This window comes from Variovorax sp. PDC80 (genome assembly GCF_900115375.1).
In the GTDB taxonomy this organism is placed as follows: domain Bacteria; phylum Pseudomonadota; class Gammaproteobacteria; order Burkholderiales; family Burkholderiaceae_C; genus Variovorax.
In genome coordinates this window covers 869,051-892,233 of sequence record NZ_FOWG01000001.1, presented here as the reverse complement: position 1 = coordinate 892,233, position 23,183 = coordinate 869,051, and the positions used below count along the sequence as shown (strand labels likewise).

The 23,183-nt window shown below is 70.3% G+C and carries 23 protein-coding genes; 15 read left to right on the top strand and 8 right to left on the bottom strand.

What is annotated here, in order from left to right; translation table 11 throughout:
• Positions 1-6: 6 nt before the first annotated feature.
• Positions 7-933: an AraC family transcriptional regulator gene (locus BM109_RS03990; RefSeq protein WP_093340736.1), complete on the bottom strand. Its 927-nt coding sequence runs from the start codon at positions 931-933 to the stop codon at positions 7-9.
• Between the two features lie 115 nt (positions 934-1,048).
• Here BM109_RS03990 and BM109_RS03985 point away from each other — a divergent pair, with 115 nt between their 5' ends.
• Positions 1,049-1,435 (top strand): nuclear transport factor 2 family protein, encoded by a 387-nt coding sequence (locus BM109_RS03985; RefSeq protein ID WP_093340734.1) that lies wholly within the window; start codon positions 1,049-1,051, stop codon positions 1,433-1,435.
• Between the two features lie 59 nt (positions 1,436-1,494).
• Positions 1,495-2,961 carry an MFS transporter gene (locus BM109_RS03980; RefSeq protein ID WP_093340732.1) on the top strand — a complete coding sequence of 489 codons (1,467 nt, stop codon included), beginning with the start codon at positions 1,495-1,497 and terminating at the stop codon, positions 2,959-2,961.
• A 161-nt stretch (positions 2,962-3,122) separates the two neighbouring features.
• On the opposite strand, the gene BM109_RS03975 is transcribed toward BM109_RS03980, so the two are convergent.
• Both BM109_RS03975 and BM109_RS03970 read right to left on the bottom strand, forming a co-directional pair.
• Positions 3,123-3,551, bottom strand: a complete 429-nt coding sequence (locus BM109_RS03975; RefSeq protein ID WP_093340730.1) for a hypothetical protein — start codon at positions 3,549-3,551, stop codon at positions 3,123-3,125.
• The gene (locus BM109_RS03970; protein WP_256222332.1) at positions 3,535-4,143 is read right to left on the bottom strand and encodes a transcriptional regulator; all 609 of its coding nucleotides are present in this window, start codon (positions 4,141-4,143) and stop codon (positions 3,535-3,537) included. The genes BM109_RS03975 and BM109_RS03970 overlap by 17 nt, the downstream gene beginning before the upstream one ends.
• Positions 4,144-4,215: 72 nt before the next feature.
• On the opposite strand from BM109_RS03970, the gene BM109_RS03965 reads away from it, so the two are divergent.
• From BM109_RS03965 to urtE, 6 genes are all read left to right on the top strand, one after another.
• A complete protein-coding gene (locus BM109_RS03965; RefSeq protein ID WP_093340726.1) occupies positions 4,216-4,530 on the top strand; it encodes a nucleotide pyrophosphohydrolase in 315 nt (104 codons plus the stop codon).
• A gap of 142 nt (positions 4,531-4,672) precedes the next feature.
• Positions 4,673-5,941, top strand: coding sequence for an urea ABC transporter substrate-binding protein (gene urtA / locus BM109_RS03960; RefSeq protein ID WP_057594412.1), 1,269 nt, complete (start codon positions 4,673-4,675; stop codon positions 5,939-5,941).
• Positions 5,942-6,031: 90 nt separating this feature from the next.
• Complete coding sequence (gene urtB / locus BM109_RS03955) at positions 6,032-7,579, top strand: urea ABC transporter permease subunit UrtB (protein WP_093340724.1); 1,548 nt, start codon at positions 6,032-6,034, stop codon at positions 7,577-7,579.
• Positions 7,576-8,802, top strand: coding sequence for an urea ABC transporter permease subunit UrtC (gene urtC / locus BM109_RS03950; protein WP_093340722.1), 1,227 nt, complete (start codon positions 7,576-7,578; stop codon positions 8,800-8,802). The genes urtB and urtC overlap by 4 nt, the downstream gene beginning before the upstream one ends.
• Positions 8,799-9,677: an urea ABC transporter ATP-binding protein UrtD gene (urtD, locus tag BM109_RS03945; RefSeq protein ID WP_057594409.1), complete on the top strand. Its 879-nt coding sequence runs from the start codon at positions 8,799-8,801 to the stop codon at positions 9,675-9,677. The genes urtC and urtD overlap by 4 nt, the downstream gene beginning before the upstream one ends.
• A 12-nt stretch (positions 9,678-9,689) precedes the next feature.
• The gene (gene urtE / locus BM109_RS03940) at positions 9,690-10,382 is read left to right on the top strand and encodes an urea ABC transporter ATP-binding subunit UrtE (protein ID WP_057594408.1); all 693 of its coding nucleotides are present in this window, start codon (positions 9,690-9,692) and stop codon (positions 10,380-10,382) included.
• Between the two features lie 4 nt (positions 10,383-10,386).
• On the opposite strand, the gene BM109_RS03935 is transcribed toward urtE, so the two are convergent.
• Positions 10,387-11,208: an IclR family transcriptional regulator gene (locus BM109_RS03935; protein ID WP_093340720.1), complete on the bottom strand. Its 822-nt coding sequence runs from the start codon at positions 11,206-11,208 to the stop codon at positions 10,387-10,389.
• Positions 11,209-11,304: 96 nt separating this feature from the next.
• On the opposite strand from BM109_RS03935, the gene BM109_RS03930 reads away from it, so the two are divergent.
• The 5 genes from BM109_RS03930 (at position 11,305) to BM109_RS03910 (ending at position 16,372) form a co-directional block, all read left to right on the top strand.
• A complete protein-coding gene (locus BM109_RS03930) occupies positions 11,305-12,090 on the top strand; it encodes an enoyl-CoA hydratase-related protein (protein ID WP_093340718.1) in 786 nt (261 codons plus the stop codon).
• 3 nt (positions 12,091-12,093) lie between these two features.
• Entirely contained in the window at positions 12,094-13,254 is a 1,161-nt protein-coding gene (locus BM109_RS03925; protein WP_093340716.1) for a CaiB/BaiF CoA transferase family protein, read from the top strand.
• Positions 13,255-13,291: 37 nt separating this feature from the next.
• On the top strand, positions 13,292-14,245 hold the full coding sequence (locus tag BM109_RS03920) for a Bug family tripartite tricarboxylate transporter substrate binding protein (protein ID WP_093340714.1): 954 nt from the start codon (positions 13,292-13,294) through the stop codon (positions 14,243-14,245).
• Positions 14,242-15,000 (top strand): enoyl-CoA hydratase/isomerase family protein, encoded by a 759-nt coding sequence (locus tag BM109_RS03915; protein ID WP_093340712.1) that lies wholly within the window; start codon positions 14,242-14,244, stop codon positions 14,998-15,000. Before BM109_RS03920 ends, BM109_RS03915 begins: the two co-directional genes overlap by 4 nt.
• A 118-nt stretch (positions 15,001-15,118) precedes the next feature.
• A complete protein-coding gene (locus BM109_RS03910; RefSeq protein ID WP_093340710.1) occupies positions 15,119-16,372 on the top strand; it encodes an MFS transporter in 1,254 nt (417 codons plus the stop codon).
• A gap of 10 nt (positions 16,373-16,382) precedes the next feature.
• On the opposite strand, the gene BM109_RS03905 is transcribed toward BM109_RS03910, so the two are convergent.
• From BM109_RS03905 to BM109_RS03890, 4 genes are all read right to left on the bottom strand, one after another.
• The gene (locus tag BM109_RS03905; RefSeq protein ID WP_093341242.1) at positions 16,383-18,305 is read right to left on the bottom strand and encodes an esterase/lipase family protein; all 1,923 of its coding nucleotides are present in this window, start codon (positions 18,303-18,305) and stop codon (positions 16,383-16,385) included.
• Between the two features lie 2 nt (positions 18,306-18,307).
• Positions 18,308-19,366, bottom strand: coding sequence for an Lnb N-terminal periplasmic domain-containing protein (locus BM109_RS03900; RefSeq protein ID WP_093340708.1), 1,059 nt, complete (start codon positions 19,364-19,366; stop codon positions 18,308-18,310).
• 115 nt (positions 19,367-19,481) lie between these two features.
• Positions 19,482-20,141, bottom strand: a complete 660-nt coding sequence (locus tag BM109_RS03895; RefSeq protein ID WP_093340706.1) for an anti-sigma factor family protein — start codon at positions 20,139-20,141, stop codon at positions 19,482-19,484.
• Positions 20,128-20,691 (bottom strand): sigma-70 family RNA polymerase sigma factor, encoded by a 564-nt coding sequence (locus BM109_RS03890; protein ID WP_093340704.1) that lies wholly within the window; start codon positions 20,689-20,691, stop codon positions 20,128-20,130. Before BM109_RS03890 ends, BM109_RS03895 begins: the two co-directional genes overlap by 14 nt.
• Before the next feature lie 143 nt (positions 20,692-20,834).
• Between BM109_RS03890 and BM109_RS03885 the strand changes: the two genes are divergently transcribed.
• Complete coding sequence (locus BM109_RS03885; RefSeq protein ID WP_093340702.1) at positions 20,835-22,076, top strand: YVTN family beta-propeller repeat protein; 1,242 nt, start codon at positions 20,835-20,837, stop codon at positions 22,074-22,076.
• 86 nt (positions 22,077-22,162) lie between these two features.
• The gene (locus tag BM109_RS03880; RefSeq protein ID WP_093340700.1) at positions 22,163-23,173 is read left to right on the top strand and encodes an aldo/keto reductase; all 1,011 of its coding nucleotides are present in this window, start codon (positions 22,163-22,165) and stop codon (positions 23,171-23,173) included.
• Positions 23,174-23,183 lie beyond the last annotated feature (10 nt).

Below are 23,183 nucleotides of genomic sequence, written 5' to 3'. Positions count from 1 at the left end.
GCTCTTTCACGCCGTGGCGTTCTCGCGCGCCGCGGCGCGCCATGCACCGGGCGCGATGCCCTTCTCGCGCTTGAAGGCCTTGCTGAAGGCGGCTTCCGATTCGTAGCCCACCGCGCCGGCGATGGTGCCCAGCGCGGCGTTGCCCTGGCCCAGCATGTTGCCGGCCTTGAACATGCGCCACTGCGTGAGGTATTCCAGCGGTGCCTGCCCCACGCGCTCGCGAAAGCGCTGCGCGAAGGCCGAGCGCGACAGGCTCGCGGCCGAGGCCAGCGATTCCACCGTCCAGGCGCGTGCCATGTCCTTGTGCATCGCGCGCAGCGCGGGACCGATGCGCGCATCGGTCAGCGCGGCCAGCCAGCCGGTCTGCGCATCGCCCGCGGCCGCGACGTGCGCGCGCACCGCCTGCACGAACACGATGTCGGCCAGCCGGCTCACGAGCAGGCCGGAGCCCAGGCCGGGCTCGCCGGTCTCCATGGCCAGCAGTTGCAGCGTGCCCTGCAGCGCGAGGGCCCGCGCCTGCTCCATCTTCACATGCAGCAGCACCGGCAGCAGGTCGAGCAGCGGACGCGCGGCGCGCTGGTCGAAGTGGAACCAGCCGCAGATCACCGAGGCCGCGGTGCCCGTGCCGCCCAGCTCGACGACGCCGCCGATGCGGTCGCGCACGACCGAGGCGCAGCTCACCGTGGGCGTGGTCGGATGGTCGCGCAGCACATAGGGCGTGCCGTGGGCCAGCACGTAGCAATCGCCCGCGGCGAGCGCGACGGGGTGGTCCGCCCCCTCGACCTCGAGCAGGCAACCGCCGCGCACCACGAGGCCGAAACGCACGCTCTCGCCGCCGGCCAGGCTCACGCCCCAGGGTGCACCGGCCTCGAGCCGGGCATACAGGGCGCTGCGCACGCGCATGGCCGCGAAAACGTCGTCGAGGGGGTCCATGAAGGCTCCGGTGGGGGTGGACGAATGGACAAGATTGTCGGCTTTGCAGGCATTCACTGTCCATCGAGCGCGGCAGAAACTGCCGCTTCACTCTCACCGCACAGGAGCACACACCATGCATGCCAAGACCCGCTTCGCCGAACTGGCCGACCGCTACGTCGCCCTCTGGAACCTGACCGACGCCGACGCCCGCCGCGACGCCATTGCCGCACTGTGGGTGCCCCAGGGCGAGCACTACGTACGCACGCTGCAGGCCAAGGGCTACGAGGCGCTGGCGCAGCGCGTCACCGGCTCGCACGAGAAGAACGTGCGCGACGGCGGCTTCCGCTTCATCGCCACCGGCGATGCGCAAGGGCTGCACGACACCGTGATGTTCCATTGGCAGATGGTCCCCGCCGCGGGCGGTCCCGTGGCGGCGCTCGGGCTCGAGTTCCTGCGGCTGGCCGAGGACGGCCGCATCGCCGTCGACTACCAGTTCATCCTGCCGACCCCCGGCGTCTGATCGCTTGACCTCCGGGGTCATTGCCGCAGCGCGCCCTCCCTCCAAGACTCGAGCCCACCATGACGCAGTCCAACATCGCCGTTCCCGCGGCATCGCTTTCATCCTCGGCCGGCCAGAACGCGGACGCGGCCCGGCCCGCCCGGCTGGCCCTGTGGGTCATGCTCAGCGGCACCTTCCTGGTGGTGCTGGACTTCTTCATCGTCAATGTCGCGCTGCCCTCGATGCAGCGCGAACTGCTCGCGAGCACCGCCACCTTGCAGCTGGTGGTGGCGGGCTACGGTCTCGCCACCGCCGCGGGCCTGATCACCGGCGGCCGGCTCGGCGACCTCTTCGGGCGCCGCCGCATGTTCATGGCGGGCCTGCTGCTGTTCACGCTGGCCTCGGCGGCCTGCGGCCTGGCGCCCAATGCCGAGCTGCTGGTGGCGGCCCGCGTGCTGCAAGGCCTGGCCGGTGCGCTGCTGCAGCCGCAGGTGCTCGCGATGATCGGATTGGTCCACACCGGCGAGGACCGTGCCCGTGCCTTCGCTGCCTACGGCCTCACGCTCGGCCTCGGCGCCACGCTGGGCCAGCTCGTGGGCGGGCTGCTGATCCAGGCTGATGTGTGGGGCCTCGGCTGGCGCAGCTGCTTCCTCATCAACCTGCCGATCGGCCTGCTCGCGCTGCTGCTGGCGCCGCGCGTCATTCCGCCGCTGGCCAATGGGGGCCACCAGAGCCGGCTCGATCCCGCCGGCATGCTGCTGGTGGCCGCGGCGTCGGTGGCGGTGGTGCTGCCGCTGGTCGAGGGCCGGCAGCAGGGCTGGCCGTTGTGGAGCTGGCTGTGCCTCGCGGCCGCGCTGCCGCTCGCGCTGCTGTTCGCCTTCCAGCAGCGCCGGCTCGCCGCGCGCGGCGGTGCGCCGCTGGTGGCGCCGGTGCTGATGGCCGATGCGCGCTTCGTCAACGGCCTGCTGACCACGCTGGCCTTCTATGTCGGCAATGCCTCGCTGTACTTCGTGCTCGCGCTGTACCTGCAGCAGGGCCTCGCGCTCGGCGCGCTGCGCTCGGGCCTGGTCTTCACCGCGCTGGCGCTCGGCTTCTTCGCCACCTCGATGGGTGGCGCCCGCATCGCGCGCCGCTTCGGCGGCAAGCCGCCGATCGCGCTCGGCGCGCTGCTGCTCGCGGCCGGCCATGCGCTGCAGTACCTCAACGTCGCGGCCTTCGCGGGCCATGCCCACCTGCTCGCCTGGATGGTGCCGCTGCTGCTGGTGCAGGGCGCGGGTCTGGGCCTGGTGATGGCGCCCCTGGTCTCGAGCGTGCTCGCCGGCCTGCCGCCGCAACATGCGGGCGTGGCCTCGGGCGTGCTCTCGATGGTGCAGCAGGCGGGCAATGCGCTGGGCGTGGCGCTGATCGGGATCCTGTTCTACGGGCGGCTCGGCGAGCGGGGCGATGCGGCGGCCTATGCGGCGGGGCTCGGGGTGGCGCTGGTCTATCTGATGGGGTCGGCGTTGCTGGTGGCGGTGTTGCATCGGCGGGGCGCGCGCCCGCGCTAGGAGTCTGCGCGGCAGAAGGCATCGAAGCGAAACGCGCGAAAAACGAGGACAGCGTGGTGATACCGACAAGCCCATAGCTGGGCTATGGGCGCAGGCGGGATCGCCGCGATGGACCGTTTTCTCGCGCGTTGCAGCCGATGCGGCTTCTGCCGCGCAGGCTCCTAGCTGCTGCCGGGCGCGGGGAGCGCCGACAGCTTCGCGGCCACCTGCTGACAGGCCACGATCATGTCCCGGACGATGCGCTCGTCCACGTTCAGGTCGCCCTCGTACTCGCCGAGGTTGCGGATCTCGTGGCCCTTGGCCAGCACCCGCCAGACCTCGGGGCCCAGCGACAGCGTGTGGGGCAGCACCTGGAAGACGATGAAGCGGTTGCCCGCGCGGTAGCCATGCCAGCGCAAGGCGGCGAGGCATAGGGCGTGGGCCGCGTTGTAGACGAGGTCGAAGCGGCCCTCGAGCGAGAGCTGCGCGACCTGCGCATCCTTCAGGCGGGCCTGGCCCGAACGCAGCAAGCCCGCGAACTCGCGCGCATCGGGCGCCTCGGCCGCGAGCGGCTTCGAAGGGCCGCAGAGGTTGTCAAGCGGGGAGGGCATGCGCGTCGCCGAGCACCCAGAGCTTGGGCTGTGCCATCACGCGCGTGGCGAAGGATTCGCCGTCCTTGAGCTTTCGCATCAGTTCCTTCCTCGTGAACAGGGTCGGGTTCACTGTACGGCCGAGCCGTGCGGAGACGGCATCGAGCGCGAGAAAGAGATCCGGATAGGCAAGTTCGTCACTGATCAGCAGCAGGTCGATGTCGCTCGCGGCCGTGTCGCTCTTCTTCGCGACCGAGCCGTACACGAACGCGGCCTCGATCCGGTCGGCCACGGGTTGCAGCGCTTCACGCAGCGGGCCCGCGAGTCCGAAGGTCTTGCGCACGATGCTGCTCAGTTCCTCGTGGATCGGCGATTGCGCATTGGCCTGGTAGTGCTTCTGATTGCCCACGCGCGACATCGTGAGCAGCCCGCTGTCGGTCAACTGCTTGAGTTCGCGCTGCACGGCGCCTGAGCCCGCGCCGGTAAGCTTGATCAATTCGGTGAAGAAGAAGCTTCGATCCGGCTGGCCGAAGAGGCAGCCCAGCACGCGCTGCTGGGTGGTCGTGAACAGGGCGTCGGCCAGTCCGACAGGTGCTTCGAGCTGCTTCGGCATCGGCGATTTACCCATTTTGGGCATTTTATTACCCAAAATGGGCTTTTCATATTTGTGTCCCCAACAGCCGCCATGACCCACGACCTCCAATCGCTCACGCTCGCCTTGCGCGACTTCGCGCGCGAGCGCCACTGGGAGCCCTTCCACTCCCCCAAGAACCTCGCCGCGGCGCTCTCGGTCGAGGCCGCCGAGCTGCTCGAGCATTTCCAGTGGCTCACCGAGGCGCAGAGCCGCGAGCTGCCGGCCGACAAGCGTGCCGAGGTTGGCACCGAGATCGCCGACGTGCTGCTGTACCTGCTGCAATTGGCCGACCAGCTCGGCATCGATCCCATCGAGGCCGCGCGCAGCAAGATGGTCGCGAACGCGCGCAAGTACCCGGCGCCGTAGCCCCGCGCGCCGTTGACGCGCCTGAGTACCTCCGTGTACGCCACCCGGCGTATTTCTCCTTCCTGGTGCATTCCGCAGACTCCCTCCCATCGCTCGGCACCGCGCCGGCGAACAGGTTCAACCCACCGGAGCAGGAGTCCACATGCAACGTCGTTTCACCCTCAAGGCGCTCACCGCCGCCGTCGCGCTGGCCAGCATCTCCGCTGTGCCGGCATTCGCCGCCGACACCATCAAGGTCGGCGTGCTGCACTCGCTGTCGGGCACGATGGCCATCTCGGAAACCGTGTTGAAGGACACGGTGCTGATGGCGATCGACGACATCAACGCCAAGGGCGGCGTGCTCGGCAAGAAGCTCGAGCCCGTGGTGGTCGACCCGGCCTCGAACTGGCCGCTGTTCGCCGAGAAGACCAAGCAGCTGCTCGGCCAGGACAAGGTCTCGGTGATCTTCGGCTGCTGGACCTCGGTGTCGCGCAAGTCGGTGCTGCCGGTGGTCGAGGAAATGAACGGCCTCTTGTTCTACCCGGTGCAGTACGAAGGCGAAGAACTCTCGAAGAACGTGTTCTACACGGGTGCCGCGCCCAACCAGCAGGCGATTCCGGCCGTCGACTACCTGATGAGCAAGGAAGGCGGCGCCGCCAAGCGCTGGGTGCTGCTGGGCACCGACTACGTCTATCCGCGCACCACCAACAAGATCCTGCGCGCCTACCTCAAGAGCAAGGGCGTGAAGGACACCGACATCGACGAGAAGTACACCCCCTTCGGCCACAGCGACTACCAGACCATCGTCGCCGACATCAAGAAGTTCTCGGCCGGCGGCAAGACGGCCGTGGTGTCGACCATCAACGGCGACTCCAACGTGCCCTTCTACAAGGAACTCGGCAACGCGGGCCTGAAGGCCAAGGACGTGCCGGTGGTGGCCTTCTCGGTTGGCGAGGAAGAACTGCGCGGCGTGGACACCAAGCCGCTGGTCGGCCACCTGGCCGCATGGAACTACTTCATGTCGATCAAGAACCCGACCAACACCGCCTTCATCAAGCAGTGGAGCGACTACGCCAAGGCCAAGAACATCGCCGGCCACAAGGACAAGCCGCTGACCAACGACCCGATGGAAGCCACCTGGATCGGCATCCACATGTGGAAGCAGGCGGTCGAGAAGGCCAAGTCGACCGACACCGACAAGGTGATCGCCGCCATGGCCGGCCAGACCTTCACCGCGCCCTCGGGCATCGTCTCGAAGATGGACGAGAAGAACCACCATCTGCACAAGAGCGTGTTCATCGGCGAGATCAAGGCCGACGGCCAGTTCAACGTGGTGTGGAAGACGCCGGGCCCGGTCAAGGCCAAGCCGTGGAGCCCGTACATCGAAGGCAACGACAAGAAGCCCGACTACCCGGCCGGCAAGTCGATGTAAGTGCGTTCCTCCCTCCCCCGCCCGGGGGAGGGCCTTTCCTACTTCCGCTTCAAGATGCTTCGACGAACCCTCCACTGCGCATTCGCCGCCATGCTGTTCATGGCAACGGCCGCCCAGGCGCTGACCGCCGACGAAGCCCGGGCCATCGCCGCCGGCGATTCCGAAGCCCGCATCGCGGCGCTCAACAAGGCCGTCACCAGCGCCGACGAGAAGACCGCCGCCTTCATCCAGGCGATGTCGGACGACGCGGTCAAGTACACCGAAGACAAGGTCTTCGTGATGAAGGACGACAAAGGCTACGACCCCGTGACCGGTGCCGAGCTCAAGGTGCCCGACACGGCCGAGGACGTGGTCAACAACAACCTGATGCGCGGCGCGCTCGAGGCGGCGCAGGCCGCGCTCAAGCTCACCAGCAAGGACGACGCGGTGCGCGCCGAGGCCGCGCAGGCGCTGTTCAAGGAGCCCGACGAATCGCGGCTGCCGCTGGTCGAGAAGGCGCTGGCCGCCGAGACCAACCCCAAGATCAAGGCGCAACTCGAACTGGTGCGCGCCGCCAGCATGCTGAGCAGCGCCGACAAGGCCAAGCGCCTCGTGGCCGCGCGCGAACTCGGCGAGAGCCGCAGCCCCGACACCAAGCTGCTGCTCAACCAGCGCCTGGCCGACGAGACCGAGGCCGACGTGAAGGCCGCGATCGTGGCCTCGATCGCCAGCATCGACGGCTCGCTGGTCTGGGGCGACCGCCTCAATGCCGTGTTCAGCGGCGTCAGCCTGGGCTCGGTGCTGCTGCTGGCCGCGCTGGGCCTGGCCATCACCTACGGCCTGATGGGCGTCATCAACATGGCGCACGGCGAGCTGATGATGATCGGCGCCTACGCCACCTACGTGATGCAGGGCATCTTCCAGAAGTACCTGCCCGAGGCCGCCTTCGGCTGGTACCTGGTGGCCGCCATTCCGGTCTCGTTCCTGGCCTCGGCGCTGGTGGGCGCGGTGCTCGAGCGCGGCGTGATCCGCTTCCTCTACGGCCGCCCGCTCGAGACCCTGCTGGCCACCTGGGGCATCAGCCTGATGCTGCAGCAGCTGGTGCGCTCGCTGTTCGGCGCGCAGAACGTGGGCGTGGAGAACCCGGCCTGGATGAGCGGCGGCCTGTCGCTGCTGTCGAACGTCACGCTGCCGTGGAACCGCCTGTGCATCATCGTCTTCGCGGTGCTGGTGCTGCTGGCCATGGGCTGGCTGATCGGCCGCACGCGGCTGGGCCTGTTCGTGCGCGGCGTCACGCAGAACCGCCCGATCGCCTCGTGCATGGGCGTGAACACCGCGCGCATCGACACCTACGCCTTCGCGCTCGGCTCGGGCATCGCCGGCCTCGCGGGCTGCGCGCTGAGCCAGATCGGCAACGTCGGCCCCGACCTGGGCCAGAGCTACATCGTCGACAGCTTCATGGTGGTCGTGATGGGCGGCGTCGGCCAGCTCGCGGGCACCGTCTACGCGGCGCTGGGCCTGGGCATCCTCAACAAGTTCATCGAGGGCTGGGCGGGCGCGGTGCTCGCGAAGATCGCGGTGCTGGTTTTCATCATCATCTTCATCCAGAAGCGGCCGCAGGGCATCTTCGCGATGAAGGGCCGGAGCGCAGAGGCATGAGCAAGGTCGTACTTCCAACCAAGGGGCCGCTGCTGAGCGGCAAGGGCTGGACGGCCTTCTTCGTCGCGCTGATCGTGGTGTGCGCGGTGGCGCCCGTGCTCAACATCTGGGTGCCGGTGGACAGCCCGCTGCACATGAGCGACTACGCGGTGGCGCTGGTCGGCAAGATCATGTGCTACGCGATCTGCGCGCTGGCCATGGACCTGATCTGGGGCTACACCGGCATCCTCTCGCTGGGCCACGGCCTGTTCTTCGCGCTCGGCGGCTACATGATGGGCATGTACCTCATGCGCCAGATCGGCCGCGACGGCAACTACAAGAGCGACCTGCCCGACTTCATGGTGTTCCTCGACTGGAAGACGCTGCCCTGGCACTGGACCTTCAGCGACAGCTTCATTGCCACCTTGGTCCTGATCGTCGCGGTGCCGGGCCTGATCGCCTTCGTGTTCGGCTTCTTCGCCTTCCGCTCGCGCATCAAGGGCGTGTACTTCTCGATCATCACGCAGGCCCTGACCTTCGCGGCCATGCTGCTGTTCTTCCGCAACGAGACCGGCTTCGGCGGCAACAACGGCTTCACCGACTTCAAGCGCATCCTCGGCATCCCGATCGCCACGCAGGAGATGCGCATGACCATCTTCGCGCTCACCGGCGTGACCCTGCTGGCCTTCTTCCTGTTCGCCAAGTGGCTGATCGCGAGCAAGTTCGGCCGCGTGCTGCAGGCCATCCGCGACGCCGAGTCGCGCGTGATGTTCTCGGGCTACAACCCGCTGCCCTACAAGCTCAGCATCTGGGTCATCTCGGCCGTGATGTGCGGCGTGGCCGGTGCGCTCTACGTGCCGCAGGTCGGCATCATCAACCCGAGCGAGATGAGCGCGGCCAACTCGATCGAGATCGCGATCTGGGCCGCGGTGGGCGGGCGCGCGAGCTTGATCGGGCCGATCATCGGCGCCTTCATCGTCAACGGCGCGAAGAGCTGGCTCACGGTGGCCTATCCCGAGTACTGGCTGTACTTCCTCGGCGCGCTGTTCATCGCGGTCACGCTGTTCCTGCCGAACGGCATCGTGGGGCTGGTGCGCCAGTGGCTGTCGCGCGAGAAGGCGGCGCCCGTTGCGGCATCGCCGGCGCGCTCCGAGGCGCAGCGTTCGCTGGCGACCGAACAGGGCATGGAGCCCGAGGCGATCGCCGCGCCGCTGCACGCAGAACCGAAGGGAGCCCGCGCATGACGCCCGACCTGATGGAAGCCGGCGCCGAGCGCGCCGCACGCGCCAAGGGCCAGCCGCACGACACCGGCGCCACCGAATCGGGCGGCCGCACGGCGGGCTTCAGCCGCATCGCGACGCCCGGCGAGGTCGACGTGACCCACGGCCGCATCCTCTACCTGGAAGACGTGAGCGTGAGCTTCGACGGCTTCAAGGCGATCAACAAGCTGTCGCTCGACATCGCGCCGGGCGAGCTGCGCTGCATCATCGGCCCCAACGGCGCGGGCAAGACCACGATGATGGACATCATCACCGGCAAGACCCGGCCCGACGAGGGCACGGTGTTCTTCGGCAGCACCATCGACCTGCTGCGCCACAAGGAGGCCGAGATCGCGCAGCTGGGCATCGGCCGCAAGTTCCAGAAGCCGACCGTGTTCGAGCACCTCACGGTGTTCGAGAACCTCGAGCTCGCGCTCAAGACCGACAAGGGCGTGCGCGCCTCGATGCTGTTCAGGCTCGACTCGGCGCAAAGCGACCGGCTGGCCGAGGTGCTCGAGACCATCCACCTCGCGGCCAGCGTATCGCGCATGGCGGGCAACCTGAGCCATGGCCAGAAGCAGTGGCTCGAGATCGGCATGCTGCTGATGCAGGACCCGAAGCTCCTGCTGCTCGACGAGCCCGTGGCCGGCATGACCGACGAGGAGACGGCGCGCACGGCCGAGCTGTTCCTCACGCTCAAGGGCAAGCATTCGCTGATGGTGGTGGAGCACGACATGAGCTTCATCCGCACCATCTCCGAGATCGTGACCGTGCTGTGCGACGGCTCGGTGCTCGCGCAGGGCTCGCTCGACGAAGTGCAGGCCGACGAGCGCGTGATCGAGGTCTACCTGGGCCGCTGAGGAAACCACGCCATGCTGACAGTCAAGAACATCCACCAGTACTACGGCGGCTCCCACATCCTGCGCGACGTGAGCTTCGAGGCCACCCTGGGCAAGGTCACGGTGCTGCTGGGCCGCAACGGCGTGGGCAAGACCACGCTGCTGAAGTCGCTGATGGGCCTGGTGCCGATCAAGAGCGGCAGCATCGAGCTCGAGGGCCGGCCGATCCACAAGGCCACGCCCTACGACCGCGCGCGCGCGGGCATCGGCTTCGTGCCGCAGGGGCGCGAGATCTTCGCGCGCCTCACGGTCGAGGAGAACCTGCGCATGGGCCTGGCCTACAAGCGCGGCGGCACGCCGATCCCGGCCGAGCTGTTCGAGCTGTTCCCGGTGCTCAAGCAGATGATCGGGCGCCGCGGCGGCGACCTCTCGGGCGGCCAGCAGCAGCAGCTCGCGATCGCGCGCGCGCTCGCGCCCAAGCCGAAGCTGCTGATCCTCGACGAACCCACCGAGGGCATCCAGCCGAGCATCATCAAGGACATCGGCCGTGTGATCCGCATGCTGGCCGACCGCGGCGACATGGCGATCGTGCTGTGCGAGCAGTACTACGACTTCGCGCAGGAGCTGGCCGACGACTACCTCGTGATGGAGCGCGGCGAGGTGATCGCGCGCGGCCTCGGCAAGGACATGGAGGCGCAGGGCGTGCGCCAGTTGGTGGCGATCTGACGCTTCAGCGCGCCCAGTCGCGGCGCAGGTCGGCCGCGAGGCGCAGCAGCAGTTGCGCGTGCGCCTCGATGGCGTCCGTCGACACTTCCTCCGCGGTGGGAAAGCTCACGTTCATCGCATAGAGGCTGCCCGCGGGTGAGCGCAACGGGAGCGCTACCGCGGTCATGCCCGCGGCCCAGTTCGCGTGGCAGAAGCCGCGCTCGCGCACCGCTTCGAGCGCGGCCTCGACCCGCGGCTGCAGCGCGCGCCATTCGGCGCCGTGCGCCTGCCGCAGCCGGCCCAGCAAGGCCTTGCGCTCCGCGGCCTGCATGCCGGCGAGGAAGGCGCAGCCCAGCGAGGTGCTCGCGATCGGGAGCCGCGAGCCCGGGAGGATGCGCCGGAAGATCCCGAGCCGGCTCAGGCGCACCGATTCCAGGTAGACCATCTCGAGCTGGTCGGCCACCGCGAGCCCGACATTGACGCGCCGGCCCTCGGCCAGCGCGCGCATCAGCGGCAGCGCGCGCGCCAGCGTGGCCTCCGAACTGCGGAAGGACAGCGCGAGGCTCAGGCAGGCGGCCGTGAGGCGGTAGCCGCGCTGCTCGAGGTCGTAGGCGAGAAAACCCGCATCCACCAGCGAACGCGTGAGCCGGCTGACCGTGGGCCGCGGCAGCTGCGTGCGGTCGGCCAGCTCGGCGTTGGTCAGCACGTCCACGCCATGCCGGAAGGCGCGCAGCAGCGCGAGGCCGCGTTCGAGCGAATGGCTGCCGGGCGTGCTGCGCACGAAGGTGCCGGTGGCCTGCGTGCGGGCGCGCGTCGAGCCGGCGGTGGAGGGGCGGGGCGTGGCCATGATTTCGTTCTCCGAAATTCTAAGGTTGTCGCCGCCGGGGCCCGCCGGAATACTGGCCGCACGCCCATCGCGGGGCGCAACGACCAGGAGACACGCTTGGATTACACGCAACTGAGGTACGCGGCGATCGGCCGCGTGGCCTCGATCACCTTCGACCGGCCCGACCGGCTCAATGCCTGGACACCCACGCTCGAGGCCGAGCTGCGCGCGGCCATCGCGCATGCCGAAGCCGACGACGCGATACGCGCCATCGTGCTCGGCGGCGCCGGCCGCGCCTTCTGCGCCGGCATGGACATGGCGGTGCTGTCCGACCCGGGCCGGCCGCCCGTGCCGCAAGCCGATTCCGATGACGACGCGGCGCAGCGCTACGGCTACCTCGGCGCGCTCGCCAAGCCACTGATCGCCGCGATCAACGGCGCGGCCGCGGGCGTGGGCCTGTGCATCGCGCTGCATGCCGACCTGCGCTACGTGGCGGCCGGCGCCAAGCTCACGCTGCCCTACGCGCGCCGCGGCCTGGTGGCCGAGCACGGCACGGCCTGGCTGCTGCCGCGGCTGATCGGCCCAATGCATGCGGCCGACCTGCTGCTGACCGGCCGTACCTTGCAGGCCGAGGAGGCCGATCGCATGGGGCTGGCGAACCTGCTGCCGGCCGAAGGCTTTCTCGATGCGGTGCTCGCGCGCGCCACCGAGATCGCCGCGCTGAGTTCGCCGCGCGCGGTGCGCATCATCAAGCGGCAGCTGGTCGAGGCCCGCTACCAGACCCTCGGGCAGGCCACGCGCGTGGCCGACCGCGAGATCGCGGCCTGCCGCGACACCGAGGATTTCCACGAGGGCGTGCGGCATTTCGTCGAGAAGCGCGCGCCCCATTTCACGGGACGCTGAACCATGACGGACGACGTGAACAGCAGCACCGCGCTGCCGCTGGCCGGCATCAAGGTCATCGAGCTCGGGCAGAACATCGCCGGGCCCTACGCGGGCGAGATCCTGTCCTCGCTCGGCGCCGAGGTGGTGAAGATCGAGCGGCCCGGCACGGGCGACGACGCGCGCGGCTGGGGCCCGCCGTTCTGGCGCGGTACCGCGACCACCTTCCAGGCCATGAACCACGGCAAGAAGAGCATCGCGCTCGACCTCAAGGATCCGGCGCAGGCGCAATGGCTGCGTGAGCGCGCGGCCGAGGCCGACGTCTTCGTGCAGAACATGCGGCCCGGCTCGCTCGAGGAACTGGGGCTTGGTCCCGAGGCGCTGCGCGCGCTCAACCCGCGGCTGGTGTACTGCTCGCTCTGGGCCTTCGGCCACAAGGGGCCGATGCGCCTCGCGCCGGGCTACGAGCCGATGGTGCAGGCCTTCGCGGGCATCTTCAGCATCAACGGCGCCGAGAGCGGGCCGTCGGCGCGCGTGGGCATGCAGGTGCTCGACCTGGGCACCGGCGTCTGGGCCGCGCTGGGCTGCATCGCGGCATTGCTGCGCCGCGCTTCGACCGGGCAGGGCTGCGTGGTCGACACCTCGCTGTTCGAGACCGCGCTGGGCTGGCTGCAGGTGATGATGGCCGGCTTCCACGCCACCGGAAAGCAGCCCGAGCGGCACCGCAGCGGCAATCCCAACGTGGTGGTGTTCCAGGCGCTGCCCACCGGGGACGGTGAGATCGTGGTGGCCGCGGCCAACGACCGGCTGTTCGCCAAGCTCGCGCGCGCGGCCGGCCACGAGGAATGGACGCGCGACGAGCGCTTCGCGAGCAACGCGCTGCGCGTGCAGCACAAGGCGCTGCTGATCCCCGCGCTCGAGGCGGTGTTCCGCACGCGCTCGACGCAGCAGTGGCTCGAGGCGCTCGAGGCCCTGGGCATTCCCTGCGCGCCGATCCAGGACTTCGCGCAGGTGCTCGCGCAGCCGCAGACCGAGGCCATCGGCATCCTGCAGACCATTCCCGGCGAGGACCTGCGCATCGTCGGGCTGCCGCTGTCCTTCGACGGCGAGCGGCCGCGGGTGCGGCACCGCGCGCCCGGCGTGGGCGAGCACAACGAGGCGCTTGGCGCGAAGGCCCCCGGCTGAGCGCGCCCTTCCATCGACACCAACGACAGGAGACGACATGCAGAGAAGACAGTGCCTCGCCGCGCTCGCGGCCTTGCCGTTCGCGGCCGCGATGGCGGCGGACAACCACAAGCCGATCCAGATCGTCGTGCCCTTCGGCCCCGGCGGCTCGGGCGACATCTCGGCGCGCATGCTGGCCGAGTTCCTCACGCGCAAGACCGGCCGCGCGGTGGTGGTCGACAACCGCCCCGGCGGCAACGGCATCATCGGCGTGGAGGCGGTGCGCAACGCGCCGGCCGACGGCTCGGTGCTGCTGCTGGCCACCACTTCCACGCACCTGGCCAACCCCAGCCTGTTCCGCAAGCTGCCCTACGACCCCGGGCGCGACTTCCGGCTGGTCGGCTCCTTCGGGCCCGGCTCCACCTACATGCTGGTGCGGCCCGACGCGCCCTACAGGACGCTGCAGGACTTCGTCGCCACCGCGAAGAAGGCGCCGGGCACGATCAACTACGGCCACTTCAACGCCACCTCCAAGGTCACGGCGGCGCTGTTCGCGCACGAGGCCGGCATCGAGCTCGCCGCGATTCCGTACAAGCAGGTGAGCCAGGCGATGTCGGAGCTGATCGCGGGCCAGATCCAGGTGGTGTTCACCGACACCGTGGCCGGCGATGCCTTCGTGGCCTCGGGCCAGTTGCGCGCGCTCGCGGTGCACAGCGACGCGCGGCTCAAGCGCTATCCCGAGCTGCCGCTGATCGCCGAGAGCTACCCGGGCTTCAGCATCCGCGGCGGCTTCCTCGGCATCGCGGTGCCGGCCGCCACGCCGGCGGCGCTGCAGCAGCAGCTCAACCAGTGGATCAACGAGGCCGTGACCACCGACCCGATCCGCGCGCGGCTCGAGGGCTTCGCCTTCGCGCCCGCCAAGGTCAGCCTGGCCGAGCTCGCGAGCTTCGAGCGCCAGGAGCGCGAGAAGTGGAAGGGCTACGTCGACATCGCGAAGCTGGAGGTGCAATGAGCGCGGTCGCTTCGCTGGAATCGGGCCATGGGCACGTGGCGCTGCTCGAGCTGCGGCGCGCGCCGTTCAACTACCTCGACGTGGCGCTGCTGCGCGAACTGGCCGACCGGCTCGCGCAGCTCGATGCCGATCCCGATTGCCGCGCCGTCGTGCTGGCCGCCGAGGGCCGGGCCTTCAGCGCGGGCGCCGACTTCAGCGGCAAGGACGATGCGCGCGACCCCGCGCCGCTCTACGAGCAGGCCATGCGCCTGTTCGGCAACGCCAAGCCGCTGGTGGCCGCGGTGCATGGCGCGGCCATCGGCGCCGGGCTCGGCCTCGCGCTGGCGGCCGACTTCCGCGTGGGCTGCGCCGAGGCGCGCTTCAGCGCCAACTTCAACCGCCTCGGTTTCCATCCGGGCTTCGGCCTGAGCCTCACGCTGCCGCGCCTGGTCGGCGCGCAGCAGGCCGCGCTGCTGTTCTACACGGGGCGCCGCATCGGCGGCGAGGAGGCGCTGCGCATCGGGCTGGTCGACCAGCTGGTGCCGGCCGATGAAGTGCGCACCAGCGCGCTGGCGCTCGCGGCCGAGATCGCGCTGTCGGCTCCGCTCGCGGTGGAATCGACGCGCGCGACCCTGCGGCGCGGCCTGGCCGAGGCGGTGGCCGCGGCGAACCGGCACGAGCGCGAGCTGCAGTGCGTGCAGTTCGCGAGCGAGGACTTCAAGGAGGGCGTGCAGGCGATGGCCGAACGCCGCGCGCCGCGCTTCCTGCGCCGTTGAGCAGCAGGGGCAAAAAGGTATCGGGCGGGGCGCAAGACCTCATCAGCGCACGTTAAGGGTTTACCCTAAAATCGGGCTTTGCCCGCGCTCGCCGGGCATCCCCCCAGGAGCTCCGGCCTTGAACGCCCCACCATCCGCCCTCGAAGGCGCGGACACCCCCGCCATTCCGCCCGTCTCGTCGGCCCAGTTCCTGCGCGCCGTGCTCGCGCTCGGCGTCGGCGGCTTCGCCATCGGCACCGGCGAGTTCGTGATCATGGGCCTGCTGCCCGAGGTCGCGAACGACATCGCCGTCAGCATCCCGCAGGCCGGCCACGTCATCAGCGCCTATGCGCTGGGCGTGGTCATCGGCGCGCCCGTGCTCGCGGTGCTCGCGGCCGGCTGGCGCCGCCGCGCGTTGCTGATCGCGCTGATGGCCGTGTTCGCGGCCGGCAATTTCGCGAGCGCGATGGCACCCGGCTACACCTCGCTGAACCTGCTGCGCTTCGCGACCGGGCTGCCGCACGGCACCTACTTCGGCGTGGCCGCGCTGGTGGCCGCCACGCTTGCGCCTCCCGGGCGCCGCGCGCGCGCCGTGGGGCTGGTGATGCTGGGGCTCACGGGCGCCACGCTGGTCGGCGTGCCGATCGCGGCCTGGCTCGGCCAGCTGTTCGGCTGGCGCGCGGCCTTCGTGTTCGTGGGCGTGATCGCGCTCATCGCCGTGGTGCTGCTGCGCCGCGACATCCCCGACCTCGCCGCGCCCGCGGGCGCCAGCCCCTGGCGCGAACTCGGCGCGCTCAAGCGCAAGCAGGTCTGGTTCACGCTGGGCATCGGCGCCATCGGCTTCGGCGGCATGTTCTCGGTGTTCAGCTACATCAAGCCCACGCTGATCGAGGTGGCCGGCATGCCGCTGGGCGGCGTGCCGCTGGTGCTCGCGCTGTTCGGGCTCGGCATGGTGGTCGGCAACCTGGTGGGCGCGCGGCTGGCCGACAGGTCCCTGATGCGCACCATCGGCGGCCTGATGGCCTATGCGGCGCTGGTGCTGGCGCTGTTCGTCTTCTCGGCGCACAACATCTACACCGCGGGCTTCAACGTGTTCCTGATCGGCACCACCGTGGCCATCGGCCCGGCGCTGCAGATCCGGCTGATGGACGTGGCCGGCGACGCGCAGACGCTGGCGGCCGCGCTCAACCACTCGGCCTTCAACATGGCCAATGCGCTCGGCGCCTGGCTCGGCGGCGTGGCGATCGCCGCGGGCCTGGGCTGGACCTCGACCGGCTGGGTCGGCGCGCTGCTCGCGCTCGCGGGCATGGGCGTCTTCTGCTGGGCCGTGGCGAGCGCGCGCGCCGATGCGCGGCGGCCGCGCGTGGCGGCCTGCGAAGGCTCGGCGAGCTGAAGGTTTCCGCCTACCGGGGCTTCAGCTGCTCGCGCAGGATGCGCCGGATCTCGAGGATCGCGAGCGGGTTCTCCTGCACGCTGTGCGCCGACGGGATCACCAGCTCCGAGGCCGCGCCGTCGAGGTGCGCGCTGGCATAGGGCACGATGCCGTCGCTCGACAGGGCCTGCGCCAGGCCCGGCGTGTCGTTGCCGATGATCGAGTGGAAGCGCACGCGCGGATTCATCGGCAGGCCCGAGGAGAGCCGCACGAAGGGATCGCGGTCGCTGAGGTTGTCGATGCTGTTGGGAATGCGCAGCGGCCCCGCGTCCTGCCGGCCCGGCGCGATGCGGATCAGCTCGCGCGAGATGTCGCTCAACTGCCCCAGCATCGCCACCGGCAGCGTGATCAGGTTGGCGACCCAGCGCGAGACGCGGTTGTTGGCGAAGTCGGTGCCGCGGTGCGGCGAGGCGATGAAGATCGCATCACTGACCTGCGGCAGCGGCTCGAAGCGCAGGTAGGGCGCGAGCTTCTCCTCGATGCGCCGCTGCTGCGCGCCCTGCATCGGGTAGCTGGCCAGCAGCGCGTCCCAGAGCTTGTCCTCCGACGACGACACCATCAGCCGCGACAGCACGCCGCCCATGCTGTGGCCGATCAGCGTGATGTTCTTCGAGGCCGGGGCCTGGCCCGTGGGGTCGAAGTGCTGCAGCGTCTGCGTCACGGCCTCGCGGATCGCGAAGTTGTTGAGCGGCAGCGGCGCATTGGTCGGGTAGTAGACCTGCCAGATCTGGTAGCGGCGGCGCAGGGTCTCGTCGCCGAGCACCTCGTTGGCCACGTTGATCCAGGCCTCGGGACTGCTCGCGAGGCCGTGCAGCATGATGACCGTGCGGCGCTCGGGATCGTAGGGCTGCATCAGGTAGATGCGCGGCTGCGTGAGGCCGTCGCGGCCGCCGAACAGGCTGCGCAGCGCCTGCAGCGCGAAGTCGGAGCGGGCGAGCCAGAGGCCGTAGCCCGAGGTGAAGTTGGCGGCCAGCGGCACCTCCTGCCCGGCCAGCTGCACGTTGGCGGTGCGGTAGGGGTCGTAGGCCGCGATGCGCAGCCTGCGCGTGGCCAGCACCTCGGCGAGGCTGCCGCCGTCGAACAGCAGCAGCGCGGTGACGGCGGGGAAGGGCATCTCGCGGTAGGGCGGGCGCGGGTCGGCGGTATCGAACGCGGGCGCCTTCTCGTCGGTGCGCTGGCTGTCGGCCGCCACCAGTTCGGCGCCGAAGCCGTCGCGCCGGTAGGTGTTGCGCAGGCCCGAGAAGGTCAGCGAGGCGGCGGGGATCAGCTCGTCGGGCAGCGGCGCGTCGGCGGGCAGGCGCAGGCCCGACACGTCGGCCTCGATGCGCCAGTCGCCCACGCGCGGTACCTGCGGCTGTGCCGCAGCGTTGCGCCGCACGCCGCGGTACAGGCCCGTGATGGCCTGCTGCACCGCGTAGTTGTAGTAGTCGCGCACCTGCGTCTGCCGGTCCTCGAAGGCGCGGTCGCGCGGCTTGCGCGCGGTGAAGAACAGGTAGGCATAGGCATGGCGCGCGCTCTCGAGCCAGGCCTCGATGGCGGCGGTGTCGGCGCGCGAGCCCGGCGGCGTCGCGCTGCCGCTCTTCTCGGCCGCGATCGCCACCTGCAGCCACACCTCCGACAGCGCCGACAGCCGCTGCTCGTCGCTCAGCCCCGGCGAGTCGGCCAACGCATTGCGGCAGGCCGGGCCGTCCTTGCCGCACAGCTCGGCGTCGGAGCCGATCACGCGCAGCACCTCCTCGGCCGAGGTGCTGAGCCGGCCCGTGGTGAGCACGTCGCCGCGGCGCTGCGCGAGGTATTCGGCGGGCGAGATCGAGCCCACCTTCACGCCCGCGCAGCCCGCGAGCAGCGCGGCGGCGCACAGCAGGGCCGCCAGGCCGGGAAGACGCGCGCGCATCGTCACGGGGCCTCGGCGCCCGGTAGCCCCTGCCGGATCGCGCGCGAGAAATCGACGCCCGGCACGGCATCGCTCGCGATCGCGCGCTGCGTGATGCGCCCGGCCGTGCGCAGCGCCTCGAGGCTGTAGCCCGGCGTCAGCCCGCCCACGTCGTACAGATAGTCGGGCAGGTAGCCCGAGGCCAGCAGCCGCCAGTCCATCGGCAGGCCCGGCACGATGCGCCTGGCGAGGTCGTAGACGATGGTGGTGCAGTTGGCCGTCAGCGTGTTGTAGAAGCTCGGCGCGCGCAGCAGCGCGGCACTCTGGTCGAGGTAGGCCAGGAACAGCGAGCGCATCTCGGCCTGTGGCAGCCGCACGCGGTACATGTGGACGTCTTCGCCGCGCACGTTGGTGCGCACGCGCAGCACGTCGCGCTCCTCGGCCGCGACCAGGCTCAGCTCGAAGCGCCGGAAGAAGCCGCCGATCGACGAGAAGCTCTCGCCGCGCTCCTTGCGGATCTCGATCGAGAAGGTGAGGAAGCGGCCGTCGTCGAAGCCGAAGGACACCAGCGTGTGCGCGATCGCCGGGCCCATCCAGTACGAGACCGAGACATCGACCGAGCGCAGGCGCTCGAGGTCGTAGCGGCGCGTTTCCCAGCGCGGCGTGTAGTCGGTGTCGCTGCGCCAGTCGAAGTTGCGCACGTTCTCGAGCGTGACCATGTTGCCGTCGACGCGCGCCACCAGCTGGCGCGCGACGTCGTCGGCCCAGTCGCGCTGCTGCAGCGGCACGATGGTGTTCCACCAGCCCAGCAGCAGCGCGAAGCCGACCGCGTAGGACAGCAGGGCGCGCGCGGCCCGGCCGCGCCACAGCAGCACCAGGGCCGCGAGGCCGAAGCCGCTCCACAGCACGGCGGCGAGGACCTTGCCCGTCTCGCCCACGGGCAACTGGTACCAGAGCGCGAGGCAGGCCCAGCCCGTCGACAGCAGCAGCACCAGCGAGGCCGCGACGCGGCCGACGATGCGCAGCAAGGTCCGGAACCCGGCGGTGGGATGCGTGATGGCTTGGGAGGGGGAGGGGCTCATTCGGGAAACGCGTGGATCGCCGCCGAGCTTAAACGCAGTCCCGCGCGCCGACCACGACCGCGCGCGGTGTGCCGAAACGAAGACAGGATCGGCTGCCCGATCCCGTCTTCAGCCGCTAAGGGCGTACCGCCGTCCTCGCATGCAGCAGCGCCGCGAAGTGGCGCAGCTCGGCCGCGTTGAGGTCCGACACGGCCCAGGCCTGCATGCCGCCCTGGGTCCAGTGCGCGAGCTGGTAGCCCTGGCGCGTCGAGAAGGCCGGGGCCTGTGGCGCCGTATCGGCCGCGGGCCAGACGAAGACATTGATGACGTGCGGACCCGAGCGATAGACCAGCGCCGCCACCGTGCGGCCGTCGAGGTAGTCGAGCCGCCCGCCCGTCAGCGCGAAGCCCTCGGCGGCGAGGTCCACCACGGGCGGCGAGAAGTCGAGCTTGCCGGCGAACCAGGGCTTGACCGTGTGCTGGTCGGTGGAGGCCACGTCGGCCAGGTGCGAGGCCATCAGCGAGCGCACGTGGTTGGCCGTGACCTGCGCGCCGAGCAGCTCGAGGGGCGCCGGCGATGCCAGCAGCACCAGCGCCAGGCCCCAGGCCGCGGCCGCGCCGGTTCCGAACCCGAGCAGGCCCTGCCACCAGCCGTGACGGCGCGGCGCCGGCGTTGCGGGTGCGCCGGCCTCGGCGCGCACCGACAGCGCGATGCGCTCGGCCAGTCCGGCGGGCGGCGCATGGCGCGTGGCGTGCTGTCGCATCAGCGCTCCCAGCTCGTCGTCAGGAATTGGCATGCCGTGTCCTTTCCTGCGCCGGGCCCGGGCGTTCGTCGCGCAGGCTTTCGCGCAGCAGGGCCCGCGCGCGCGACAGCCGCGACATCACGGTGCCCAGCGGCACGCCGGCGATGCGTGCGATGTCTTCATAGCGCAGCTCCTCCAGTTCGCGCAGCACGATCGCTTCGCGGTAGACCGCGGGCAGGGCGTCGATCGCGGCATTGACGCGCTCGCCCTGCACGCGCCGCTCCCACAGCCGCGCGGGATCGCCGGCCTCCGGTGCCGACGCGCCGGCCGACTCGCTGTCGCGCAGCTCGTCGAACTCCACCTGGTCGGCCAACTGCCGGTTCTGCCGCATCCAGTCGTAGCAGGCGTTGCGCACGATGCCCAGCAGCCAGGGCCGCGCGTTCTCGCCGCGCAGCCCGTCGAAGAAACGGAAGGCCCGCAGGTAGGCCTCCTGCACCGCGTCCTCGGCCAGGCGGTCGTCGCGCAACAGCCAGCGCGCGAGATTCCAGGCCGCATCGAGATGCGGCAGGGCGGCGGCTTCGAACTGGCGGGTGCGGTCGGTCAAGGGACGTGCTTTGGGGGCATGACGCAGCGGGCGCGCGTTTTATTCCAGCCTTGCGCGAAAAAATTTCGGGGAATAGACGAAGGGCACCGCGCGTCATGCCCTGTGCCGATTCTCTTCCTCTCTTCTTTCAGGAGTCTTTCCCCATGACCGCCTTTCCAGGATTCGCACGCCTGCTCGCCGTTCTCGCGGCCTCCGGCGCCCTGGCCCTCTCTGCGCTGGCCGCCGGCCCCAAGGCCTATGTCGGCAACTTCAAGGACAGCACGCTCAGCGTGATCGACACCGGCAGCGAGCGCGTGCTCGCCACCGTGCCGGTGGCCGCGGGGCCCGACGGCATCGTGATCTCCCCGAACGGCCAGCGCGTGTTCGTCAGCGGCTCCAGCGCCTCGGCGGTGAGCGAGATCGACGCCGCAACCGACCGCGTGACGCACACCATCGAGGTCGGCCAGGGCCCGCAGGGCCTGGCCACCACGGCCGATGGCCGCTGGGTGCTGGTGGCCGTCAACGGCGACGACCGCGTGGCCTTCGTCGACACCGCGACCCATGCCGTGGGCGCGAGCGTGGCCGTGCCCAAGCCGCACACCATCGCCGTGCGGCCCGATGGCCGGCAGGCCTACGTGGCCTCGCAGGCGCCGGGCCATTTCGCGCTCGTGGTGGTCGACCTGGCGACGCGCAAGGCGGTCTCGGAGATCGCGCTCGACAAGCCGCCGCGCGACCTCGAGTTCGGCCCCGACGGCAAGGCGCTCTACCTGACGCTGGCGGGCGTGCCCGCGGTGCAGGTGCTGGATGCGACCACCAACCAGTGGCTGGCGCCGATCCCCACGGGCGTGTCGCCCCACATCGCGCAGCACTTCGCGGGCATGGCGAGCGGCGTGGTCGTGGTGCAAGGGCCGGGCGAGGTGATGCTGTTCGACCCCGCGACGCGCACGCCGGGCCGCAGCATCGCCGTGGGCAAGCAGCCGCACTGGCTCGACATCTCGGCCGACGGCGGGAAGCTGTGGGTCAGCAACGAGGGCTCGAACGACGTGAGCGTGATCGATCTTGCCGGCGGCCCGTCGCACACCGTGGCGGTCGGCAATGCGCCGCGCAAGGTGGCGGTGCAGCGCGGCGCGCCGGCCGGGCATGCGGGCGGTTCGGCGCACGTGGCGATCCGCAACTTCGCCTTCGAGCCGGCGCAGATCACCGTGAAGGTGGGCCAGCCCGTGCGCTGGAAGAACGACGACGGCGCGCCCCATGGCGTGGTGTTCAGGAAGGGCGGCCCCGCGGGCATGGACCTGATGCTGCCGGGCCAGGACTTCACGCAGACCTTCGACAAGCCCGGTGTCTACGACTACGCCTGCTCGGTGCATCCCTACATGACGGCGCGCATCACGGTGATTGCACCCTGACGTGCAGGCCCGGGGCGGCCTGCCTATGATGGTCGTGCAGCCACGCGCGCCTGCGCGGTTCGGCCGTTTCACAGGAACCATCCACCATGAGCATTCCCACCACCCGCCTGGGCCGCACCGGCCTGACCGTCTCCCGGCTCGCGCTCGGCACCATGACCTTCGGCCTGCAGACCGACGAGGCCGTGTCGCACCGCATCCTCGACAAGGCCGCAGAGGGCGGCATCAACTTCCTCGACACCGCCGACGTCTACCCGCTGGGCGGCACGGTCGAGACCACGGGCCGCACCGAGGAGATCATCGGCAACTGGCTCGAGAAGCAGGGCCCCGCGGGCCGCCGGCGCTTCGTGGTCGCGACCAAGGCGGTCAACAAGGTCGGCCCCAATCCCTGGGACCAGGGCGCCTCGCGCAAGCACCTGCTCGATGCCATCGACCTCTCGCTCAAGCGGCTGAAGACCGACCACGTCGACCTCTACCAGCTGCACATGGACGACCGCGAGACGCCGCTCGAGGAAAGCATCGAGGCGCTCGACACCATCGTGAAGTCGGGCCGTGCGCGCTATGTGGGCGTGTCGAACTTCCTGGCCTACCGGCTCGCGCGCGCGCTCGGCAAGGCCGACCTGCTGCGGCTCACGCGCTTCGTCTCGGTGCAGCCGCGCTACAGCCTGCTGTTCCGCGAGATCGAGCGCGAGCTGCTGCCGCTCGCGAGCGAGGAAGGCCTGGGCGTGATCCCCTATAACCCGCTGGCGGGCGGCCTGCTCACCGGCAAGTACAAGCCCGGCGCCAGCCCCGAGGCGAACACCCGCTTCACGCTCGGCACGGCCGGCAACATGTACCAGGACCGCTACTGGAACGAGCGCAGCTTCAACACCGTGACGCAGCTGCATGCGCTGGCCGACGAGGCGGGCGTGCCGCTCGCGACGCTGGCCGTGGCCTGGGTGATGGCGAACCCGCTGATCACCGCACCGCTGCTCGGCGCGAGCCGGCCCGAGCAACTCGACGCGACGCTTGCGGCGGCCGAGTACAAGCTCGACCCCGCGCTCAAGCAGAAGCTCGACGAGCTGACGGCCGAGTACCGCAAGGGCGACGCGCCGCGCTGAACGCGGCCGG